Here is a 17,088-nt window from a genome sequence, read left to right as displayed (position 1 = left end):
CCTTGAAACTCCGGCGTCGCGGTCAGATGGTCCGCGGGATGGCGTCGAGCCGGCGCTCGGCGAAACGATTCGCCGCCGCCCCGGTGCCGATGCCGGAAGCCTGTGCCGCCGTGATGATGTCGCGGCAGCGGTCGTAGATGGCCGTCACATCGGATTCGATGGCGGCGGGATCGGCGGCGCGCAATTCGCCCGCCACCTGCATGAGGCCGCCGGCGTTGGCGACGAAATCGGGGACCCAGGTGATACCGCGCTCGTTCAGCGACCGTTCCACCTCGGGGGTCGCGAGCTGGTTGTTGGCCGCGCCGCACACCAGTTTCGCCTCGATGGTTTCGGCGGTGGTCGCGGTGAGAATGCCGCCGAGGGCGCACGGGGCGTAGATGTCCACGGGTGCGGTGGCGACGGTGCTCAGCAGGCGCACCGACGGGTGCTGCCGCGAAATACGCTGTAGGGCCGCGTCATTCACATCGGTGGCGCATACCTCCGCGCCGTCGGCAAGCAGCATGGCGATGAGCTCGCCGCCCACCTTGCCGACACCTTCGACGCCGACCGTGCGACCGGCCATCGACGGTGCGCCCCAGACGGATTCGGCTCCGGCGCGCATGGCGTGGAAGACGCCGAGCGCGGTCAGCCGGGCACTGTCACCGGAGCCGCCCGCGGCGGTACTGCGGCCGGTCACGAACGCGGTGTGCTTACCGATGACATCCAGGTCATCGGTATTGGTGCCGACATCGCCCGCCGTGATATACCGGCCGCCAAGGGTATTGACGAACCGCGCGTACGCGGCCAGCAGTTCCTCGGTCTTCATGGTCGCCGGATCGCCGATGATGACGGCCTTGCCGCCGCCCAGATTCACCCCGGCCGCCGCGGCCTTGTAGGTCATGCCCCAGGACAGCCGCAGCACATCCTCCAGCGCCGCCGATTCGCTCGCGTACGGGTAGAAACGGGTGCCGCCGAGCGCGGGCCCCAGCGCGGTCGAATGAATCGCGATGATCGCCTTCAACCCGCTCTTATCGTCCTCGCAGAACACGACCTGTTCATGGCGTCGCGAGCTCAGTTCCTGCGAACGGCCGAAAACGCCTGTCTCGGTGTGCATTGCGGTCACAATCGATTCCTCTCTGAATGCCGCATGGTGGCGGCGGGGTGGTTGCCGCTTGTGGCGGCGTGCCGGTCGCGCCGGGTGTGGCGCTTCCGGGTGTGGATCCCGGCCACAAGCACGCCGGGATGACCAGGGGTGAGTTCGCGCGAAGGTTCCTGGGCGGGCGGACCGCCCCGTCGACGGTGGCCGTCCTCTGGGGGCCCGTCCCTCTGGGGGGACCGTCCCTCTGGGGGGACCGTCCCTCTGGGGGGACCGTCCCTCTGGAGGACCGTCCCCTTGGGGGGCTGTCCCCTTGGGGTGTGCCGCCCCGTCATCCCGGCATGTTCTCGGCCGGGATCCACACTCGCGGTGCGGAAACCTCACGCAGCGGATGTCAGTCGAGGCCCAGGTCGCGCAGACCCGACCAGTACAGGTCGACGTTGGCGAGTTTGACGTCCTCGTAGCCGCGGACCAGGTCGGGGAGGGTGGCGGACGCGGTGGCGGTGTCGTAGGTGTCGGGGGTCAGGGTGGTGGCGAGGCGCTGCACGAGGGCGGTGTAGTGGGCGAGCAACTCGCGCTCCACCTTTCGGACGTGAGCGTATCCGAAGGGGTCCAGGCGGGTCCCGCGCAGCGACTTCCCCTTGGCGAGAAGTTTCAGCGCCACATGGGATTTGGGGCCGAGACCGATCTTCTTCTTGCGGCCCATCGCCCGCAGGATCGGCGGATGCAGTTTGTAGGTGAGGTTCTCGCCGTCGGGCACCTGCTCGCTCACCTGGGCCAGGAAGGCGGGATCCACCAGCAGGCGGGCCACCTCGTACTCGTCCTTGTAGGCGGTGAACTTGTGCAGGCCGCGGGCCACGGCCGCGCTGAACTCGGTGCGCTCGGTGACGGAACGTTCTGCCGCCCACACGGATTGGACCGTGTCCACGTAGCGGCGAGCGACCTTGGCATTCTGATACCGCACCAATTCGGCGGCGCGCAGTTCCACCAGTCGGCGCACCTCACCCTCGAAGCCGGTTCCGGCCAGCAGTTCCGGTGCGAGCGTCGCCGGAGCGCGCTGCGGCGCAATCGGTTCGACCGCGGCGGCGAAGGCGGCGGGATCCGCGATCGCGACCCGGCCCCAGCGGAAGGCGGCGATATTGGCCGCCACCGCGACACCGTTGATGCCGATGGCCTCCTCGATCGCCGCGGCGGGCAACCGGAGTCCGCCGGTCTGGAAGGCCGCGCCGACCATCAGGAAATTCGCGGCGGCGGTATTGCCGAAGAGCTTCTCGGCCGCTGCCAATGCGTCGAAGTGGCTCAGCGAATCCGACACCGCGGCAAGGCGATCCAGCAGTTGCGGCGTCTCCGGATAGCTGACCGACTTGTCGTACACCATGTCACCGGTGGGCGTGCGGCTGGTGGAGGCGATCGCCACTGTGCCGGAAGGGTTTCCGTACTGGAGGTTCTTCGGATCGGCGGCCGTCAGCAGATCGATGGCGATGACGCAGTCCGCGCTGCCCGGGGTGAGCCGGTTCGACGGCTCCAGCGTCGTGGTCGAGAACCGCAGATGCGATACGACCGGCCCGGCCTTCTGGCTCAACCCGATCTGATCCAGGCTCTCGACCTCGTACCCGGCGCGCAGTGCGGCCGTGGCCAGTACCTGGTTGACCGTGACGATACCGGTGCCGCCGATCCCGGCGAGCAGAACATTCTGCGTGCCCACCGGCGCGTCCAGTCCGGGATCGGCCACCGCGGGCGGCTCGGCGCGCTTACGGGACTTCTTGCGTCCCTTGGCATCCGGCACCACCTCGACCGTCACGAACGACGGGCAGTCCCCGTCCAGGCAGCTGTAATCGGTATTGCAGGAGGTCTGATCGATCCGCGTCTTGCGCCCGAATTCCGTCTCGACCGGTTGCACCGAAAGGCAATTGGACTTCACACCGCAATCACCGCAGCCCTCGCAGACCGCCTCGTTGATCACCACGCGGGTATTGCGCACCGGCAGCGTGCCGCGCTTGCGCTGCCGTCGCGCGTCGGCGGCGCAGTGCTGGTCGTAGATCAGCACGGTGACGCCCTCGATCTCGCGCAGCGCCCGCTGCGCCTCGTCCAGCCGGTCGCGATGCCACAGCAGCGTGCCCTTGGCCAGCGCGCGCCGACTGTGCCGCTTGGGTTCATCGGCGCAGATGATGATCTGCTTGACGCCCTCGGTGGTGAGCTTATGGGTCAGCTGCGCCACCGACAGGATGCCGATGGCATCCTGCGCGCCGGTCATGGCCACGACCTCGTTGTAGAGCAGTTTGTAGGTGATGTTCACCCCGGCCGCCACGCACGCCTGCACGGCCAGCTGCCCGGAGTGGAAGAACGTGCCGTCCCCGATGTTCTGGAACAGATGCGGCACATCGGTGAACGGCGCCTGGCCGATCCACTGGCTGCCCTCACCGCCCATCTGGGTGAGTCCGGTGACGGCGCTGTCGCTGCGGCCGGACATGGTCACCAGGGTGTGGCAGCCGATACCGCCGCCGCCGATCGAACCCTCGGGAATCGCGGTGGAGCGATTGTGCGGGCAACCGGAGCAGAAGTACGCGGTGCGCTTGGTGGACAGCACCTCCAGCGAAAGCGCGGGCGGGGCAGCCCTTTTCAGCTCGACGTGTGCGCGCAGCACCCGGCGCAGCGGAGCGAGGAGTCGCCCCGGTGTCAGTTCGCCGTCGGCGGGCATGAGCGGCGCACCGCGCTCGTCCAGCTTGCCCAGAATGCGCGGCGCATCGGCCGTGCCGTACAGGATCTCGCGAATCTGCGTCTCGATGAAGGCGGTCTTATCCTCCACCACGATCACCTGCTCGAGACCCCGGGCGAACGCGGTGACCTGCTGCGCCCCAACGGGATACGGCATACCGATGCGCAGTAGTCGAATCCCGGCGCGATGCAGGGCCGCCTCGTCGACGCCCAGATCCAGCAGCGCCTGCCGCACCGCGTCGAAGGTGGTGCCGGTGGCGGCTATGCCGATCTTGGCGTCCGCCGGATTCACCTCGATGACATCGAGATCGTTCAGCGCCCCGAACTCCCGCACCGTGGCCCAGCGCGGCCCGTACAGATCGGCCTCGGCCAGCACGCTGTCCGCGGGAGCCGCCATCGGCCGCTGCCGGTAGACGAAAGGCTTTCCCTCCCACTGCACTTCGGGAATCGTGAGCGGCAGATCCGCGACCGCGGCGTCCACCGTCCAGGCCCCGTCCGCGACATCGGCTACGATCTTCATGGCCACCACGCAGCCCGAGGCCCGCGACAGCGCGACCCCGGCCATACCCATGGTGATGATCTCTTCCGCATTGCGCGGGAACAGCACCGGCACACCCATGGCCGCCAGCGAGCGCTCACTCACGGCGGGCACGGTGGAGGATTTCGAGGCCGGATCATCGCCGACCAGCAGCAGTACGCCGCCGCGGGCATTGACCCCGTACATATTCGCGTGCCGGATGGCATCGGTGGCGCGATCCACGCCGGGGCCCTTGCCGTACCAGACCCCGATGACCCCGTCATGGGTGGCGCGCCCGGCGGGCAGATCGGCCTGACTGCCCCATACCGAGGTGGCGGCGAGTTCCTCATTGAGCCCGGGTACGAAGGTGATGTCGTGCTCGGACAGCACATTCGGCATGCCGAGCAGCATTTTGTCGACCCCGCCCAGGGGGCTGCCCTGATATCCGGAGACGAAGGTGGCGACTCGGCGGCCGGCGCGGATATCGCGCACATGCTGTTCCACCAGTAACCGTGCGATGGCCTGCACGCCGGTCAGCAGGACCGGTCCGGCGCCGGAGCGATAGCGGTCGGCGAGGTCGTACGGGGCGGCCGGTTCGGCCTGCTGCGATGAGGGGCAGGCAACGCTGGTCATGAACGGTCACCACTCTTTCCACAGCCCAGATCGTGAGCTGCAAACGACAGGGACTAAGCAATCGGTGCTGCGAAATCTGCCGTTAAGGGGTGATCTGTGTCAACAGAAGGGCAAAAAGTTGATCAGACTGCTCAAAAGTGATCTGCGGCACTTCTGCGCGTGCAACATTCTGCTCGAGCGAGGGGAGACCCGGGTCACATCATGTCGGGTTAGCCGGTTTTGTCAGATGCTCGACGAGCGGCAGTGACCGGTACTCGATCGGGGTGGCGAGCGCCAGCATGGTCTCGGTGTGCCGCACCCCGTGAATGGCGTGCACCCGCTGAATGATCCCCAGCAGATCCTGCTGCGACTGCGCCGCGATCCGCACCAGCAGATCCGAACGTCCCGTGGTGGCGTGCACCTCGAGCACGTTGGGGAATTCGCGCAGCGCCTCGACAATCCCGTCGATCTTGTTCTGATCCAGTTCCACCCCGAGGAACGCGTGCACCGCGAAGCCGATCGCCTGCAGATCCACCGATGGCGGATAACCACGCACCGCCCCCGATGCCTCCAGCCGTTTCATCCGCGCCTGCACCGTATTTCGCGCGATCTGCAACCGCTGCGCCAATTCCAGGATCGGCGCTCGCGGATCGGCCGCCAGCTCCGCCAGCAGTGCGGCATCGAGTGCGTCGATCTTGATGGTCATGCCGCATTTTCGCATGGCGGAGGCGGGCAACTCGGGTGTGCCGGGAATGCGGCCGCGTAGGGGAACGGATACGCGGCCCCCGTGCTGTTCCGGGGCGGGCCGGTTACGACACCGCTCCGATGAAGCCGCCGATTGCGGCACCGATGGCACAGCCGAATATGGCTCCGACCAGGAAGAACCAAATGCCGATCACAATGCCGACCAGACAGCCGACCGCTGCCCCGGCCAGTATCGCGCCGCCATTGGCATCGACGGTGTGCACGAAGGGCAGACCCTGGCTACTGGTCGCCGCGGCTGTCGGCCCGCCCACCGGGGTGAGGGTCAATTCCGTGGCACTGGCCAGAGTCGGTGTGACGGAGAGGGATTGACCCACATCCGTCTGCAGTGTCGTCGGTATGGCCCCGACGATCGTGCCGTCGTCCGCGACCACCTGTACCGCGTCCGGGGTCAGCACGAAGTGGCCGGAGGCGAGGGTGACGAGGGCGTTCGAATGATCGGCGGCGAGGGTTGTGGTGTAGCCGACCTGGCCGTCCAGGCCGCTGAGAGTGATATCGGCGAGACCGGCTTCCCCGTGTGCCGTCGCCATGGTGGTTACGGTGGCTGCGATCGCGAGAACCGCTGTGGCCACCAATTTCTTGATGAACATTGTCTTTCCATCCGTCCGGGTTTTCCTTTGCTGTTCCCCCGACGAACGGCACCGGATGTCTGTCGATTATGCGCTTGCGGAGGGTTAGCTGTCGATGGTTTTCCGATCTTGTGAGCGTCAAGGATTGCAATCAGCTCGAGCGGTTGGAAATACGTTGCGGGCGAACCGGATTGAATGGCGTTGTGCAGATCAGCAACGGGACAGCCATCGATGTAGACACCTCGCTGCATCCACTCGACGATCCGGTGCGGGCGTCGCTGCGCGGCGTACACGCCCGATTCGCCACCTGGGTGGGGCGAATCGGCCGCTACGACCCGGAGGTCGCGCGCTTCATCGGCCATCCGCCCGAGCTGGACGAGCAGGACTGGGCCGATCTGGCCACCGTGCTCGGCCCCGGCGGCGGCACCGCCCTGCGCGGCCTCGGCCATGAACTGCCGCCCGGCTGGACCGTGCATCAGGTCCTGGATTCGGTGCAGATGGATGGCTCCGGCCTGCGCGTCGCACACGATCCCGAACTCGACATCCTCACGCCCGCCGACGTACCCGAGATGCTGGCCCTGATCGCCCGCACCGAACCCGGCCCCTTCGCGCCCCGAACCATCGAAATGGGCACCTACCTCGGCCTCCGGGTGGACGGCCGCCTGGTAGCCATGGCGGGCGAGCGCATGCACCCGCCGGGCTGGACCGAAATCAGCGCCGTCTGCACCGACGCCGAATTCCGCGGCCGCGGCCTGGCTTCGCGTCTGGTGCGCGCGGTCGGCGCGGGCATCCGCGAACGCGGTGAAATCCCGTTCCTGCACGCGGTCGCGCACAACACCACCGCGATCAGCCTCTACGAAACCCTCGGCTTCACCCTGCGCAAGCGCGGACAGCTGACTTTGGTGCAGGCTCCGGACTGAGCGGTACCGGCTGGAGATACAGATCAGGCCCGAGGTGTAAACCTCGGGCCTGATCTTTTGGGTGACCGACGGGACTCGAACCCGCGACAGCCAGGATCACAACCTGGTGCTCTACCAACTGAACTACGGTCACCATTGCCGGTTGTTTCCGGCGCGGTAGATCGTATCGCGATCCGCCGCTGAGTACCTAATCGGCTGGTTAAGCGGTATTTCCGGTCGGTTTCCGGCTGAGTTCGGCCGCTACGGCGGCGATCTCGGCGGTGGAGGGGCCGGGGGGAGCCACGAAGGCGGTGCGGCGGTAGTACTGCAGTTCGCGGATGGATTCCTGGATATCGGCCAGGGCGCGGTGGGCCAGGCCCTTCTCCGGCTGGCCGAAGTAGATGCGCGGGTACCAGCGGCGCGCCAACTCCTTGATGGAGCTGACATCGATCATGCGGTAGTGCAGGTGGGCGTCGAGGATGGGCATATCGCGGGCCAGGAAGCCGCGATCGGTGGCGATGGAGTTACCGGCCAGCGGTACCGTGCGCGGGGCGGGCACGTACTGCTTGATGTAGTCCATGATCTGCTGCTCGGCCTCGGCCAGGGTCACGGTGGAGCGGCGGACCTCTTCGGTGAGCCCGGAGCGCGCGTGCATCTCGGTGACCACCGGCGGCATGGCCGCCAAGGCCGTGTCATCGGCGTGAATGACGATGTCCACGCCCTCGCCGAGAATATTGAGATCACTGTCCGTCACGAGTGCGGCCACCTCGATCAGCTTGTCGCTGTCCAGGCGTAGGCCCGTCATCTCGCAATCAATCCACACCACTTTGTCTGACACTCGGGACACGTTAGTCGTTTCCCGGTCGGCGGCCCCCGCGCCCGGCCGCGTCGGGTCCGGTTTGCCACCCGACCGGGCAGTATCCTTTCGGCAAGTTCCGCGATCGTTTGTCGGTTTGGCTAGAGCAGACGGAGGACAGCGCGATGACCACCCCGCAGGAGAAGGCAGCGGCGGCCCGTAAGGCCGCGGAGGAGGCCGCGCGGATCGCGGCGGAGGCGGTGGCGGCGGCCGATGCCGCTGAAAAGGAAGCTGCCGAACAGGAAGCCGCCGATAAGGCCGCGGCCGAGGCGAAGGCCGATACTCCCGCGAAGGCCGACGCCCCCGCGAAAGCCGCCGACGGCAAGGCGGATTCGGGCTCGGCGGACGCGGGCGCACCGGATGAGGTCGCGGCGCAGGGGATCGCGGCCGGATACGCGTTCGAGGGGCTCGCGCTGGAATTGGGCACCGTCATGGTGGACGGGAAGGTGCATCCCGATGCGCGGGTGCGGATTCCGATGAAGACCATGAACCGGCACGGGCTCATCGCGGGTGCGACCGGTACCGGTAAGACCAAGACGGTGCAGGGCATCGCCGAGCAGTTGTCGGCGGCGGGGGTGCCCGTCGTGGTCGCCGATATCAAGGGCGATCTGTCGGGGCTGGCGCAGCCCGGGCAGTCCAATGACAAGATCCTCACGCGCGCACAGGAAACCGGTGATCCGGACTGGAAGCCATCCGGGTTCCCGTGCGAATTCGTCTCACTGGGCACCGAGGGGATCGGGGTGCCGATTCGCGCCACCATCACCTCGTTCGGGCCGATTCTGCTGTCGAAGGTGCTGGGGCTCAACGAGACTCAGGAATCCACACTCGGGCTGATCTTCCACTGGTCGGATCAGAACGGTTTCCCGCTGCTGGATCTGAAGGATCTGCGCGCGGTCATCCAATTCCTCACCAGCCCGGAGGGCAAGGAGGAATTGAAGGGGATCGGCGGTGTGTCCGCGACCACGGCGGGCGTGATCCTGCGCGCGCTGGTGAATCTCGAGGCCGACGGCGGTGACACCTTCTTCGGTGAGCCGGAACTGGATCCGGCGGATCTGCTGCGGGTGGCGGGTGGACAGGGTGTGATCACGCTGTTCGAACTGGGTGCGCAGGCGTCCCGCCCGCAGATGTTCTCCACCTTCCTGATGTGGGTGCTGGCGGATCTGTTCCAGACGCTGCCGGAAATCGGCGATATGGATAAACCCAAGCTGGTCTTCATCTTCGATGAGGCGCATCTGCTCTTCACGGGTGCGTCGAAGGCGTTCCTGCAGCAGGTCGAGCAGACCGTGAAGCTCATCCGATCCAAGGGCGTGGGCGTGTTCTTCTGCACGCAGCTGCCCACCGATATCCCCAATGCCGTGCTCTCCCAGCTGGGTGCGCGCGTACAGCACGCGCTGCGCGCCTTCACCCCGGAAGATCAAGCGGCGCTGTCGAAGACGGTGCGCACCTACCCCAAGACCGCCACCTACGATCTCGAAAAGGCTTTGACCTCTTTGGGAATCGGTGAGGCCGTGGTCACCGTGCTCTCGGAGAAGGGTGCGCCCACCCCGGTGGCGTGGGCGCGCATGCAGCCGCCGCGCTCGCTCATGGACACCATCGGCGACGATGGAATCCGTTCCAAGGCACAGCAATCCACGCTGTACAGCAAGTACGGGCAGACCATCGACCGGCAATCGGCGTACGAGATCCTGGCCGAGAAGCTGGCCAAGGCGGCCGAGGAGGCTCCCGAACCCGCGCCGTCGCGCGGGCGGGCCAAGGCGCAGCCGGTCGATGAATCCATGGCCGAGAAGATCGTCAACAACACCGCTTTCAAGAATTTCCTGCGGTCGGCCGCCACCGTGGCCGGGCGCGAGATCGGCCGCAGTATCTTCGGCACCCGGAAGCGATAGCGGCACTGCCGGTTTCGGCACTCAGTGGCCGATATCGCGGCGCATCAGATCCTCGATGGTTTCGCGGCGGACCAGTTCCCGGGTGCTGCCGTCGCGGACCGCGATGATGGGCGGGCGGCCGACGCCGTTGTACGACGAGGACAGGCTGTGGTGGTAGGCCCCGGTGCAGGGCATGGCGAGCACTTCGCCGGGGCGCAGATCGGCGGGCAGACGGACGTCGGTGGCCAGGATGTCACCGGCTTCGCAGTAGCGGCCCGCGATATTGGCGGTCATATGCGGGCCGGTGGGGTGCCGGTTCGCCACCACGGCTTCATAGCGTGCGCCATAGAGGGTGACGCGGGGGTTGTCGCTCATCCCGCCGTCGACGGTGACGAAGGTGTGGCCGCCTTCGACGTGTTTGATGGACAGCACGCGGTAGAGCGTGATGCCCGCGCGGGCCACGATGGCGCGGCCGGGTTCCATGGCGATCGTGGGACGCGGGAAGGCATAGCGCGCGCAGGCCGCGTCCAGTGAATCCTCGATGATGTCCGCGAGTTCGGCCAGATTCATCTCGGCGTCGCCGGGGCGGTAGGCCACCGCGTGACCGCCACCGATATCGAGCGTGCCGAGGGTGACGCCGTATTCGTCACGGATCCTTGCCATTTCGCCGATCATGCGGCGGATGGCCTCACCGTAGGGGAAGGTGTCGTAGATCTGCGAGCCGATATGGCAGTGCAGTCCGGCGAATTCCAGATTGGGTTGGCGCACAATGCGTTCCACGGCTTCGCTGAGCGCGTGGCTGCCGATGGTGAAGCCGAACTTCTGATCGGCGACCCCGGTGCGCACGGCCGGATGCCCGTGCACGTCCACGTCGGGGCATACCCGCAGCAGTACCCGCTGCGGTGTGCTCGCCAGCGCCGACAGCAGGGTGATCTCGGTCAGCGAGTCGATGACCACGCGGCCGATTCCGCAGTTGATCGCGGTCTCCAGTTCGGCGAAGGGTTTACCGTTGCCGTGCAACATGATTCGCTGCGGATTCACCCATGAGGACAGTGCGACGGCCAGTTCCCCGGCCGAGCACACATCGAGGGAGAGGCCCTCTTCGGTCACCCATTCCGCGACCGCGCGGGTGAGCAGCGCCTTGCCCGCGTAGAGCACCTCGGCGTCCGGGAATTGCCGCCGATACGCCTGGCAGCGGGAGCGGACTTCGGTCTCGTCCAGGATGTATGTGGGGGTGCCGTACTGGTCGGCGATATCGGCGAGCGCGACCCCGCCGACGGTGATGCGGCCGTCGGCGTCGTAGTGCGTTTCCTGCGGCCAGACCGAGGGGTCGAGGCGAGGAAGCATGCCCCCCGACCGCAGCGACGGGAAAATGTCGAGCAGCGTCACGATGTCTCCTGGATGCGTCCCCGCTATTCCGTAGGCGGGGCCGAATCCAGGACTACGCCGGATCGGGCAGCCGGGACGTATCGGCTACGCGTCCTTGACGATCGGTCGCGTGATCTTGACGGTTTGCGCTCAGCTGCCGAGCTTCTTGTAGGCCGCGCCCGCGACCAGCGAGGTGATCGAGCGCGGGCCGAACTGTCCGGCCAGGCTCATACCCTTGCTGATCAGGCCCGGAACCACGCGCATCTTATTGCGGGCCAGGGCGTCGATGGTGATCTTGGCGGTGTGCGCGGCGGTGACCCAGATGAACTCCGGGATCTTGTTGCCGACCTCTTCCTGATCCGGATTGTCGGTGCGCACCGGGCCGGGGGCGAGCAGCGTGACGTGCACGCCGTGCTCCTTCATCTCCCCGCGCAGCGATTCGGCCCAGGTGTTGGTGAACGCCTTGGACGCGGCGTAGGTGGCATTGTTCGGAATCGGCATATTGCCCGCCGCGGATCCGGTGACCAGGATGCCGCCGCTGCCGCGTTTGACCATATTCGGCAGCACCGCGAGCGAGAGGTCGTGCACGGCGACCGCGTTGAGCTCCATGATGTCCCGCTCGTAATCCAGGTCCAGCTTGGCCAGCGATCCGAAGGTGGCGACGCCCGCGTTATTGCACAGGATCGCGATATCGCGTTCGGCCAGTTCCTTGGCCAGCGGCGCGCGCTGTTCGCGATTGGACAGGTCCACCGCGCGCACTTCGGCGGTGATGCCGTACCGCGTGCTCAGCCGGGTCGCCAGCTCCTGCAGCAGGTCCTCCCGGCGCGCGACCAGGATCAGCGAATACCCGCGAGAAGCGAGCTCCTCAGCGAGCGCGACCCCGATCCCCGAAGAGGACCCGGTCACAACGGCACGATTATCAGCGGTAGGCGCAGGCAAGCTCACGACCGAAACCCTACCCACTCCCACCCCGCCCGCACCCTCAGGTGCGGGGCTTGGGCTCCATGAAGGCGATGCCCCAGTCGAGGTGGCCGCGCCACACCGGGGCGATACGGCCGCCCTGGACGGCGGGGCGGGGGTCGCCGATGGGTCCGCCCGCGGCGCGGATGGCCGCCACGGCGGCGTCCAGGTCGGGGGTGAGGAAGGCTACGCCCGCGAGATCGGCGGGCAGGCCGGAGCCGACGGCTTCGATGAAGGGTTCGCCGACGCGGTAGAAGGCCATCTCCGGGCCTTCGGGACCGCGCGGGAAGAAGCGGCGGCGCGGCGGAATGCCCAGTACCGCCGTGAGATTGGCCGCGCCTTCGTCCAGGTTCGGCATCCAGTAGACGACGTGATCGACGATCGTCACGCCGTTCGGGTGCACGGTGTCCGATGCGGAGCCGTTCGAGGCCCGGTCCGGCCGCGCCGGGGCCGGGCGTTGCGCACCGGCATCGGCCGCCAGGTACGGAACGCCGAGAAGCTCTGGGGCGGCGTGTGTTTCGTCGAAACCCCAGGCGGGTTCACCGATGGAGCAGGCGACGTGGCCGATCCGGAATTCATCGTCGGCGACGGTGAAACCCAGGGCCGCCCAGGCCTGCTCGGTTCCGGGCAGGCCCAGGCGGGTGAGGGTGGGCATCAGAGGGCTGCCGCCAGCCGCGTGCCCTGGTTGATGGCGCGCTTGGCGTCGAGTTCGGAGGCGAGATCCGCGCCGCCGATGAGGTGGATCTGCACACCCGCGGCTTTCAAGGGCTCCTCCAGATCCCGGACGGATTCCTGTCCGGCGCAGAGGATTACGTTATCGCATTCGATGACGGTGGGGCGCTGTCGCTTCTCACCGAAGCTGATGTGCAGGCCCTTGTCGTCGATGCGCTCGTAGTTGACACCGCCGATCTGCTCCACACCCTTGGCCTTGACGGCCGCGCGGTGCACCCAGCCCGAGGTCTTGCCCAGATCCTTGCCGAACGAAGAAGCCTTGCGCTGCAACAGCACAACTTCGCGGGCGGCGGGGGAGGGCTTGGGCGCGGTGAGGAAGCCGCGGGCGTTCGGATCGTCGGAGACGCCCCACTCTTCCTTCCACTCGTCCAGCTTGAGGCTGGGATGCCCTTCCACGGTGAGGAATTCGCTGACATCGAAGCCGATGCCGCCCGCGCCGATGACGGCGACCTTCTTGCCCACCGGCTTGCCCTCGCGCACCAGTTCGGCGTAGGTGAGCACCTTCGGATGGTCGACGCCCGGGATATTCGGGATGCGCGGCTTCACGCCGGTGGCCAGGATGACCTCGTCGTAGCGGCCCTCGATGAGCTGCTGCGCGGTGGCGCGGGTATTGAGATGGACGTTGACGCCGGTGATTTCGAGCTGGCGGGTGAAGTAGCGAACGGTCTCGCTGAACTCCTCCTTGCCCGGGATGCGGCGGGCGATATCGAACTGGCCGCCGATCTTGTCATCGGCCTCGAACAGATCCACGTGGTGGCCGCGCTGGGCCAGGCTCACCGCGGCCGAGAGTCCGGCCGGTCCCGCGCCGACGACCGCGAACCGGCGGGTGCGGCGGGTGGGCAGCAGCTTCAGTTCGGTTTCGTGTCCGGCGCGCGGATTCAGCAGGCAGGACACGGTTTTCATCTGGAAGGCGTGATCCAGGCAGGCCTGGTTGCAGGCGATGCAGGTATTGATCTCGTCCGTTCGCGCCTGCTGCGCCTTGCGCGCCCACTCCGGATCGGCCAGCAGCGGCCGGGCCAGCGACACCAGATGCGAATCGCCGCGGGTGAGGATCTCCTCGGCGGTCTCGGGCATATTGATGCGGTTCGACGCGCAGACCGGAATGCTGACAATGTCTTTGACCTTGGCGGTCCACTCCACGAACGCCGCGCGCGGGACCGAGGTCACGATGGTGGGGACGCGGGCCTCATGCCAGCCGATATCGGTATTGATGATGGTGGCGCCGGCGGCCTCCACATCCCGTGCGACATCCGCGATCTCGTCCCAGGTCTGGCCGTTCTCCACGAAATCGGCCATGGACAAACGGAATACGATGATGAAGTCCGGGCCGACGGCCTTGCGCACCTTGCGCACGATCTCCGAGGCGATGCGGCGGCGGTTCTCCGCCGAGCCGCCCCACTTGTCCTTGCGCTTATTGGTGCGCGGCGCCAGGAACTGGTTGATGAAATAGCCTTCACCACCCATGATCTCGACGCCGTCGTATCCGGCGAACTTGGCCAGGGCGGCGCAGCGCGCGTAATCGTCGATGGTCTGCTCGACACCCTTGCTCGAAAGAGCGCGCGGGCGCAGCGGATTGATCGGGGCCTTGATGGAGGAGGCCGAAACACTGCCGGGCATATAGGAATAGCGGCCCGCGTGCAGGATCTGCAGCGCGATCTTGCCGCCCTCGGCGTGCACCGCCTTGGTGATGACGCGGTGCCGGTACGCCTCGGTCTTATTGGTCAGCTTCGCGCCCAGCGGCATCAGCCAGCCGGTGCGGTTGGGTGCGTAACCACCGGTGATGATAAGGCCCACACCGCCTTTGGCGCGTTCGGCGAAGTACGCCGCGAGCCGGTTGGTATGCCAGGCCCGATCTTCGAGACCGGTGTGCATGGAACCCATCACCACGCGATTGCGCAGGGTGGTGAATCCCAGGTCCAGGGGTTCGAACAGATGCGGATAAGCGCTCATTGCCGAGTGCCTTTCGGGTCGGACGCCTGCGACGGGGCTGTGTCGCGCGGCGGGTTGTCTTTGTGCAGAGCGGCAAGAATCTCGTCGCACCAGTCGATGAACCCCTCCTCGACGCGGATGCCACCGCGGAGGACGAGGTACTGGTGCAGGGTGCGGCCGGTGAGCTGATCCGGCGCGGGGTAGTCCTTCTTCTCGAAGGTGCGGTACAGGTCGAGCCGGTGCGCGTGCTCATCGCGATGGCGCTTGATCTCGGCGGCCAGGGCGGGGACGTCGCCGAGTGAGGCGGCGCGCAATTTCACGCCGAGCTCATTGCGCATCGGCGCGGTGTCCATGGGTTCGGCGATCCAGCGGGTCAGTTCCGCGCGGCCGGCGTCGCTGACGGTGTAGACCTTCTTATCGGGGCGGCCCGCCTGGGCGACGGCCTCGGCGGTGACCCAGCCCTGTTCCTCCATGCGCTTGAGCACACGGTAGATCTGCTGGTGGGTGGCGTTCCAGAAGAAGCCGATGGATTTGTCGAAGCGGCCCGCCAGGTCGTACCCGGAACTGGCGCGTTCGGTCAGCGATACCAGTAGCGCGTGTTCGAGGGCCATGCGGCCAGGGTAACTGAGACGGGACGTACTATGCAATTCAGTGCATAGGGAATGTCGTGCCGGAGAATCGTCCGGAAGACACCGATGCGGGGCACCCCGGATAGGATGCCCCGCTGATCCGTATCAGGCCTGACTCAGCGTGCGGCGCGAGCCGCGAGCGCGGCGGCCACCAGTACCGTCACCCCCTCCACGATGGCGGTGGTGCCGACCGCATGCGAGGCGGAGAGCGCGGTGGTTCCGGCCAGGCTCAGGAAGATCGAGCCGAAACTGGCGATGCCGACCACGATGCCCAACTGCACATTGGTGACCAGGATGCCGCTGGCGTCGGCGGCCAGGGCGAGCGGGATCCTGGCGGTGGTGCGGGCCATGAGCGGACTGAAGGACAGGCCGAAGCCGATGCCCATCAGGCCGAAGATCGTCAGCTCGAGCGCGCCGAGGTCGGCGCCGTCGCGCATGAGCAGGCCCATGATCACCATGGTGGCGGCGGCCAGCACCAGTCCCGCCGGAATCATGGTGGCGTGCAACCGTTCCGGGATGAGCTGCCAGTTCAGGCTGGCCAGGGCGAAGGTGATGCCCATGGGCAGGAACAGCAGTCCGGCGTGCAGGGCGGAGTAGCCGAGTGTGCTCTGCAGGTGGATGGCCATCACGAACAGCCAGCCGCCGAAGGTGCACATCACCACGAAAAGCGTTGCGGCGGTGAGCACCAGCCCGGGTGCGCGCAGCACCCGATCCGCGAACAGGGGTTCACCGCCGCGGTGGTGCACCCAGCGTTCCACCAGCCAGAAGCCCGCGAATCCCGCTGCGGCGGCGGCCAATGCGATCCAGGTCCACACCGGCCAGTCCTGCTCGTGACCGAGCACCAGCGGCAGCACCAGCAGCAGGACCGCCGGGGTGAGCACCGCCAGGCCCGCGAGATCCAGTTTGCGATCGGTGCGCGCGGTGCTCGGCAGGATGCGCGGTGCGACGGCCAGCAGCGCCAGCCCGATCGGCACGTTCACCAGAAACACTCCGCGCCAGGTGGTTCCGGCCAGATCCGAGCTCACGATGAGCCCGCCGAGAATCTGCCCGACCACCATGCCGCCGGAGATGACGGCCGCGTACGCCGAAAGCGCCCGCGCCCGAGTGGTTCCCGTGAATGTCCGCTGGATCAGCGTCATCACCTGCGGCACCATCGCCGCCGACCCGATGCCCTGCAGGAACCGGAATACGATGAGCGGCCCCGCACTCCAGGCCAGCCCGCACGCCAGCGACGCGACGGTGAAGATCGCCAGCCCGGCCACGAACATGGTCCGCTGCCCGAACCGATCACCCAGCCGCGCCCCGGTGACGAGCAGCACCGCATACGCGATCACATATCCGGAGACGATCAATTGCAGCCCGGAACCACTGGCGTGCAACGAGGTTCGCATGGCGGGAATGGCGACATTGACAATGGAGGCGTCCAGCACCGCCATGAACTGCCCGAGCAGGATCACGGTGAGAACGGCGAGCGAGCGGCGACCGGTTCCGGCGACAGCCGGAGCCGCCACCACCGGCGGGGATTGGGTCAGGCTCTGAGTCATGCCATGACCATCCGCCGCCCCGGAACCGGGTACCAGGAGCCTGCTTATGCTGGTAC

At 67.1% G+C, this 17,088-nt stretch carries 13 protein-coding genes and 1 tRNA gene; 2 read left to right on the top strand and 12 right to left on the bottom strand.

The genetic code is table 11. The annotated features are described in order from the left end of the window. Positions 1 to 22: 22 nt before the first annotated feature. From ACFC0O_RS10280 to ACFC0O_RS10265, 4 genes are all read right to left on the bottom strand, one after another. The gene (locus tag ACFC0O_RS10280) at positions 23 to 1,093 is read right to left on the bottom strand and encodes a Glu/Leu/Phe/Val dehydrogenase (RefSeq protein ID WP_375956098.1); all 1,071 of its coding nucleotides are present in this window, start codon (positions 1,091 to 1,093) and stop codon (positions 23 to 25) included. A 376-nt stretch (positions 1,094 to 1,469) separates the two neighbouring features. After that, positions 1,470 to 4,940 (bottom strand): indolepyruvate ferredoxin oxidoreductase family protein, encoded by a 3,471-nt coding sequence (locus ACFC0O_RS10275; protein ID WP_375955459.1) that lies wholly within the window; start codon positions 4,938 to 4,940, stop codon positions 1,470 to 1,472. A gap of 199 nt (positions 4,941 to 5,139) precedes the next feature. Then, the gene (locus ACFC0O_RS10270; RefSeq protein WP_375955457.1) at positions 5,140 to 5,625 is read right to left on the bottom strand and encodes an Lrp/AsnC family transcriptional regulator; all 486 of its coding nucleotides are present in this window, start codon (positions 5,623 to 5,625) and stop codon (positions 5,140 to 5,142) included. A 103-nt stretch (positions 5,626 to 5,728) separates the two neighbouring features. Continuing rightward, a complete protein-coding gene (locus ACFC0O_RS10265; protein ID WP_375955455.1) occupies positions 5,729 to 6,271 on the bottom strand; it encodes a hypothetical protein in 543 nt (180 codons plus the stop codon). A 182-nt stretch (positions 6,272 to 6,453) separates the two neighbouring features. On the opposite strand from ACFC0O_RS10265, the gene ACFC0O_RS10260 reads away from it, so the two are divergent. Then, a complete protein-coding gene (locus tag ACFC0O_RS10260; protein WP_375955454.1) occupies positions 6,454 to 7,170 on the top strand; it encodes a GNAT family N-acetyltransferase in 717 nt (238 codons plus the stop codon). A gap of 60 nt (positions 7,171 to 7,230) precedes the next feature. Here ACFC0O_RS10260 and ACFC0O_RS10255 read toward each other — a convergent pair. Together ACFC0O_RS10255 and orn are read right to left on the bottom strand one after the other, a co-directional pair. After that, positions 7,231 to 7,303 (bottom strand) — tRNA-His (locus ACFC0O_RS10255). A 66-nt stretch (positions 7,304 to 7,369) separates the two neighbouring features. Beyond that, complete coding sequence (orn, locus tag ACFC0O_RS10250) at positions 7,370 to 7,987, bottom strand: oligoribonuclease (RefSeq protein ID WP_375955452.1); 618 nt, start codon at positions 7,985 to 7,987, stop codon at positions 7,370 to 7,372. A gap of 143 nt (positions 7,988 to 8,130) precedes the next feature. On the opposite strand from orn, the gene ACFC0O_RS10245 reads away from it, so the two are divergent. Next, the gene (locus ACFC0O_RS10245) at positions 8,131 to 9,891 is read left to right on the top strand and encodes a helicase HerA-like domain-containing protein (RefSeq protein WP_375955450.1); all 1,761 of its coding nucleotides are present in this window, start codon (positions 8,131 to 8,133) and stop codon (positions 9,889 to 9,891) included. Positions 9,892 to 9,912: 21 nt separating this feature from the next. On the opposite strand, the gene lysA is transcribed toward ACFC0O_RS10245, so the two are convergent. The 6 genes from lysA to ACFC0O_RS10215 all read right to left on the bottom strand — a co-directional run bounded on the left by lysA (position 9,913) and on the right by ACFC0O_RS10215 (position 17,032). Next, complete coding sequence (lysA, locus tag ACFC0O_RS10240) at positions 9,913 to 11,259, bottom strand: diaminopimelate decarboxylase (protein ID WP_375955449.1); 1,347 nt, start codon at positions 11,257 to 11,259, stop codon at positions 9,913 to 9,915. Positions 11,260 to 11,388: 129 nt separating this feature from the next. Beyond that, complete coding sequence (cmrA, locus tag ACFC0O_RS10235; RefSeq protein WP_364629215.1) at positions 11,389 to 12,183, bottom strand: mycolate reductase; 795 nt, start codon at positions 12,181 to 12,183, stop codon at positions 11,389 to 11,391. 37 nt (positions 12,184 to 12,220) lie between these two features. Continuing rightward, positions 12,221 to 12,853 carry a hypothetical protein gene (locus ACFC0O_RS10230; protein ID WP_375955446.1) on the bottom strand — a complete coding sequence of 211 codons (633 nt, stop codon included), beginning with the start codon at positions 12,851 to 12,853 and terminating at the stop codon, positions 12,221 to 12,223. Then, entirely contained in the window at positions 12,853 to 14,880 is a 2,028-nt protein-coding gene (locus ACFC0O_RS10225; RefSeq protein WP_375955444.1) for an FAD-dependent oxidoreductase, read from the bottom strand. The genes ACFC0O_RS10230 and ACFC0O_RS10225 overlap by 1 nt, the downstream gene beginning before the upstream one ends. Further along, positions 14,877 to 15,470, bottom strand: a complete 594-nt coding sequence (locus ACFC0O_RS10220) for a PadR family transcriptional regulator (RefSeq protein WP_375955442.1) — start codon at positions 15,468 to 15,470, stop codon at positions 14,877 to 14,879. Before ACFC0O_RS10220 ends, ACFC0O_RS10225 begins: the two co-directional genes overlap by 4 nt. Positions 15,471 to 15,604: 134 nt before the next feature. Continuing rightward, positions 15,605 to 17,032, bottom strand: coding sequence for an MFS transporter (locus tag ACFC0O_RS10215; RefSeq protein WP_375955440.1), 1,428 nt, complete (start codon positions 17,030 to 17,032; stop codon positions 15,605 to 15,607). Between the last annotated feature and the right edge of the window lie 56 nt (positions 17,033 to 17,088).

The sequence above is a fragment of the Nocardia sp. NPDC056100 genome (assembly GCF_042266325.1).
Lineage (GTDB): Bacteria > Actinomycetota > Actinomycetes > Mycobacteriales > Mycobacteriaceae > Nocardia.
The sequence above is the reverse complement of the archived record's forward strand: the minus strand, read 5'-3'. Positions and strand labels throughout refer to the sequence as shown.

What these genes read in the sequence shown, in the direction of transcription:
- ACFC0O_RS10280 (WP_375956098.1), bottom strand. Translation starts at nt 1,093, where the DNA reads ATGCACACCGAGACAGGCGTTTTCGGCCGTTCGCAGGAACTGAGCTCG.
- ACFC0O_RS10275 (WP_375955459.1), bottom strand. Translation starts at nt 4,940, where the DNA reads ATGACCAGCGTTGCCTGCCCCTCATCGCAGCAGGCCGAACCGGCCGCC.
- ACFC0O_RS10270 (WP_375955457.1), bottom strand. Translation starts at nt 5,625, where the DNA reads ATGACCATCAAGATCGACGCACTCGATGCCGCACTGCTGGCGGAGCTG.
- ACFC0O_RS10265 (WP_375955455.1), bottom strand. Translation starts at nt 6,271, where the DNA reads ATGTTCATCAAGAAATTGGTGGCCACAGCGGTTCTCGCGATCGCAGCC.
- ACFC0O_RS10245 (WP_375955450.1), top strand. Translation starts at nt 8,131, where the DNA reads ATGACCACCCCGCAGGAGAAGGCAGCGGCGGCCCGTAAGGCCGCGGAG.
- ACFC0O_RS10230 (WP_375955446.1), bottom strand. Translation starts at nt 12,853, where the DNA reads ATGCCCACCCTCACCCGCCTGGGCCTGCCCGGAACCGAGCAGGCCTGG.
- ACFC0O_RS10225 (WP_375955444.1), bottom strand. Translation starts at nt 14,880, where the DNA reads ATGAGCGCTTATCCGCATCTGTTCGAACCCCTGGACCTGGGATTCACC.
- ACFC0O_RS10220 (WP_375955442.1), bottom strand. Translation starts at nt 15,470, where the DNA reads ATGGCCCTCGAACACGCGCTACTGGTATCGCTGACCGAACGCGCCAGT.
- ACFC0O_RS10215 (WP_375955440.1), bottom strand. Translation starts at nt 17,032, where the DNA reads ATGACTCAGAGCCTGACCCAATCCCCGCCGGTGGTGGCGGCTCCGGCT.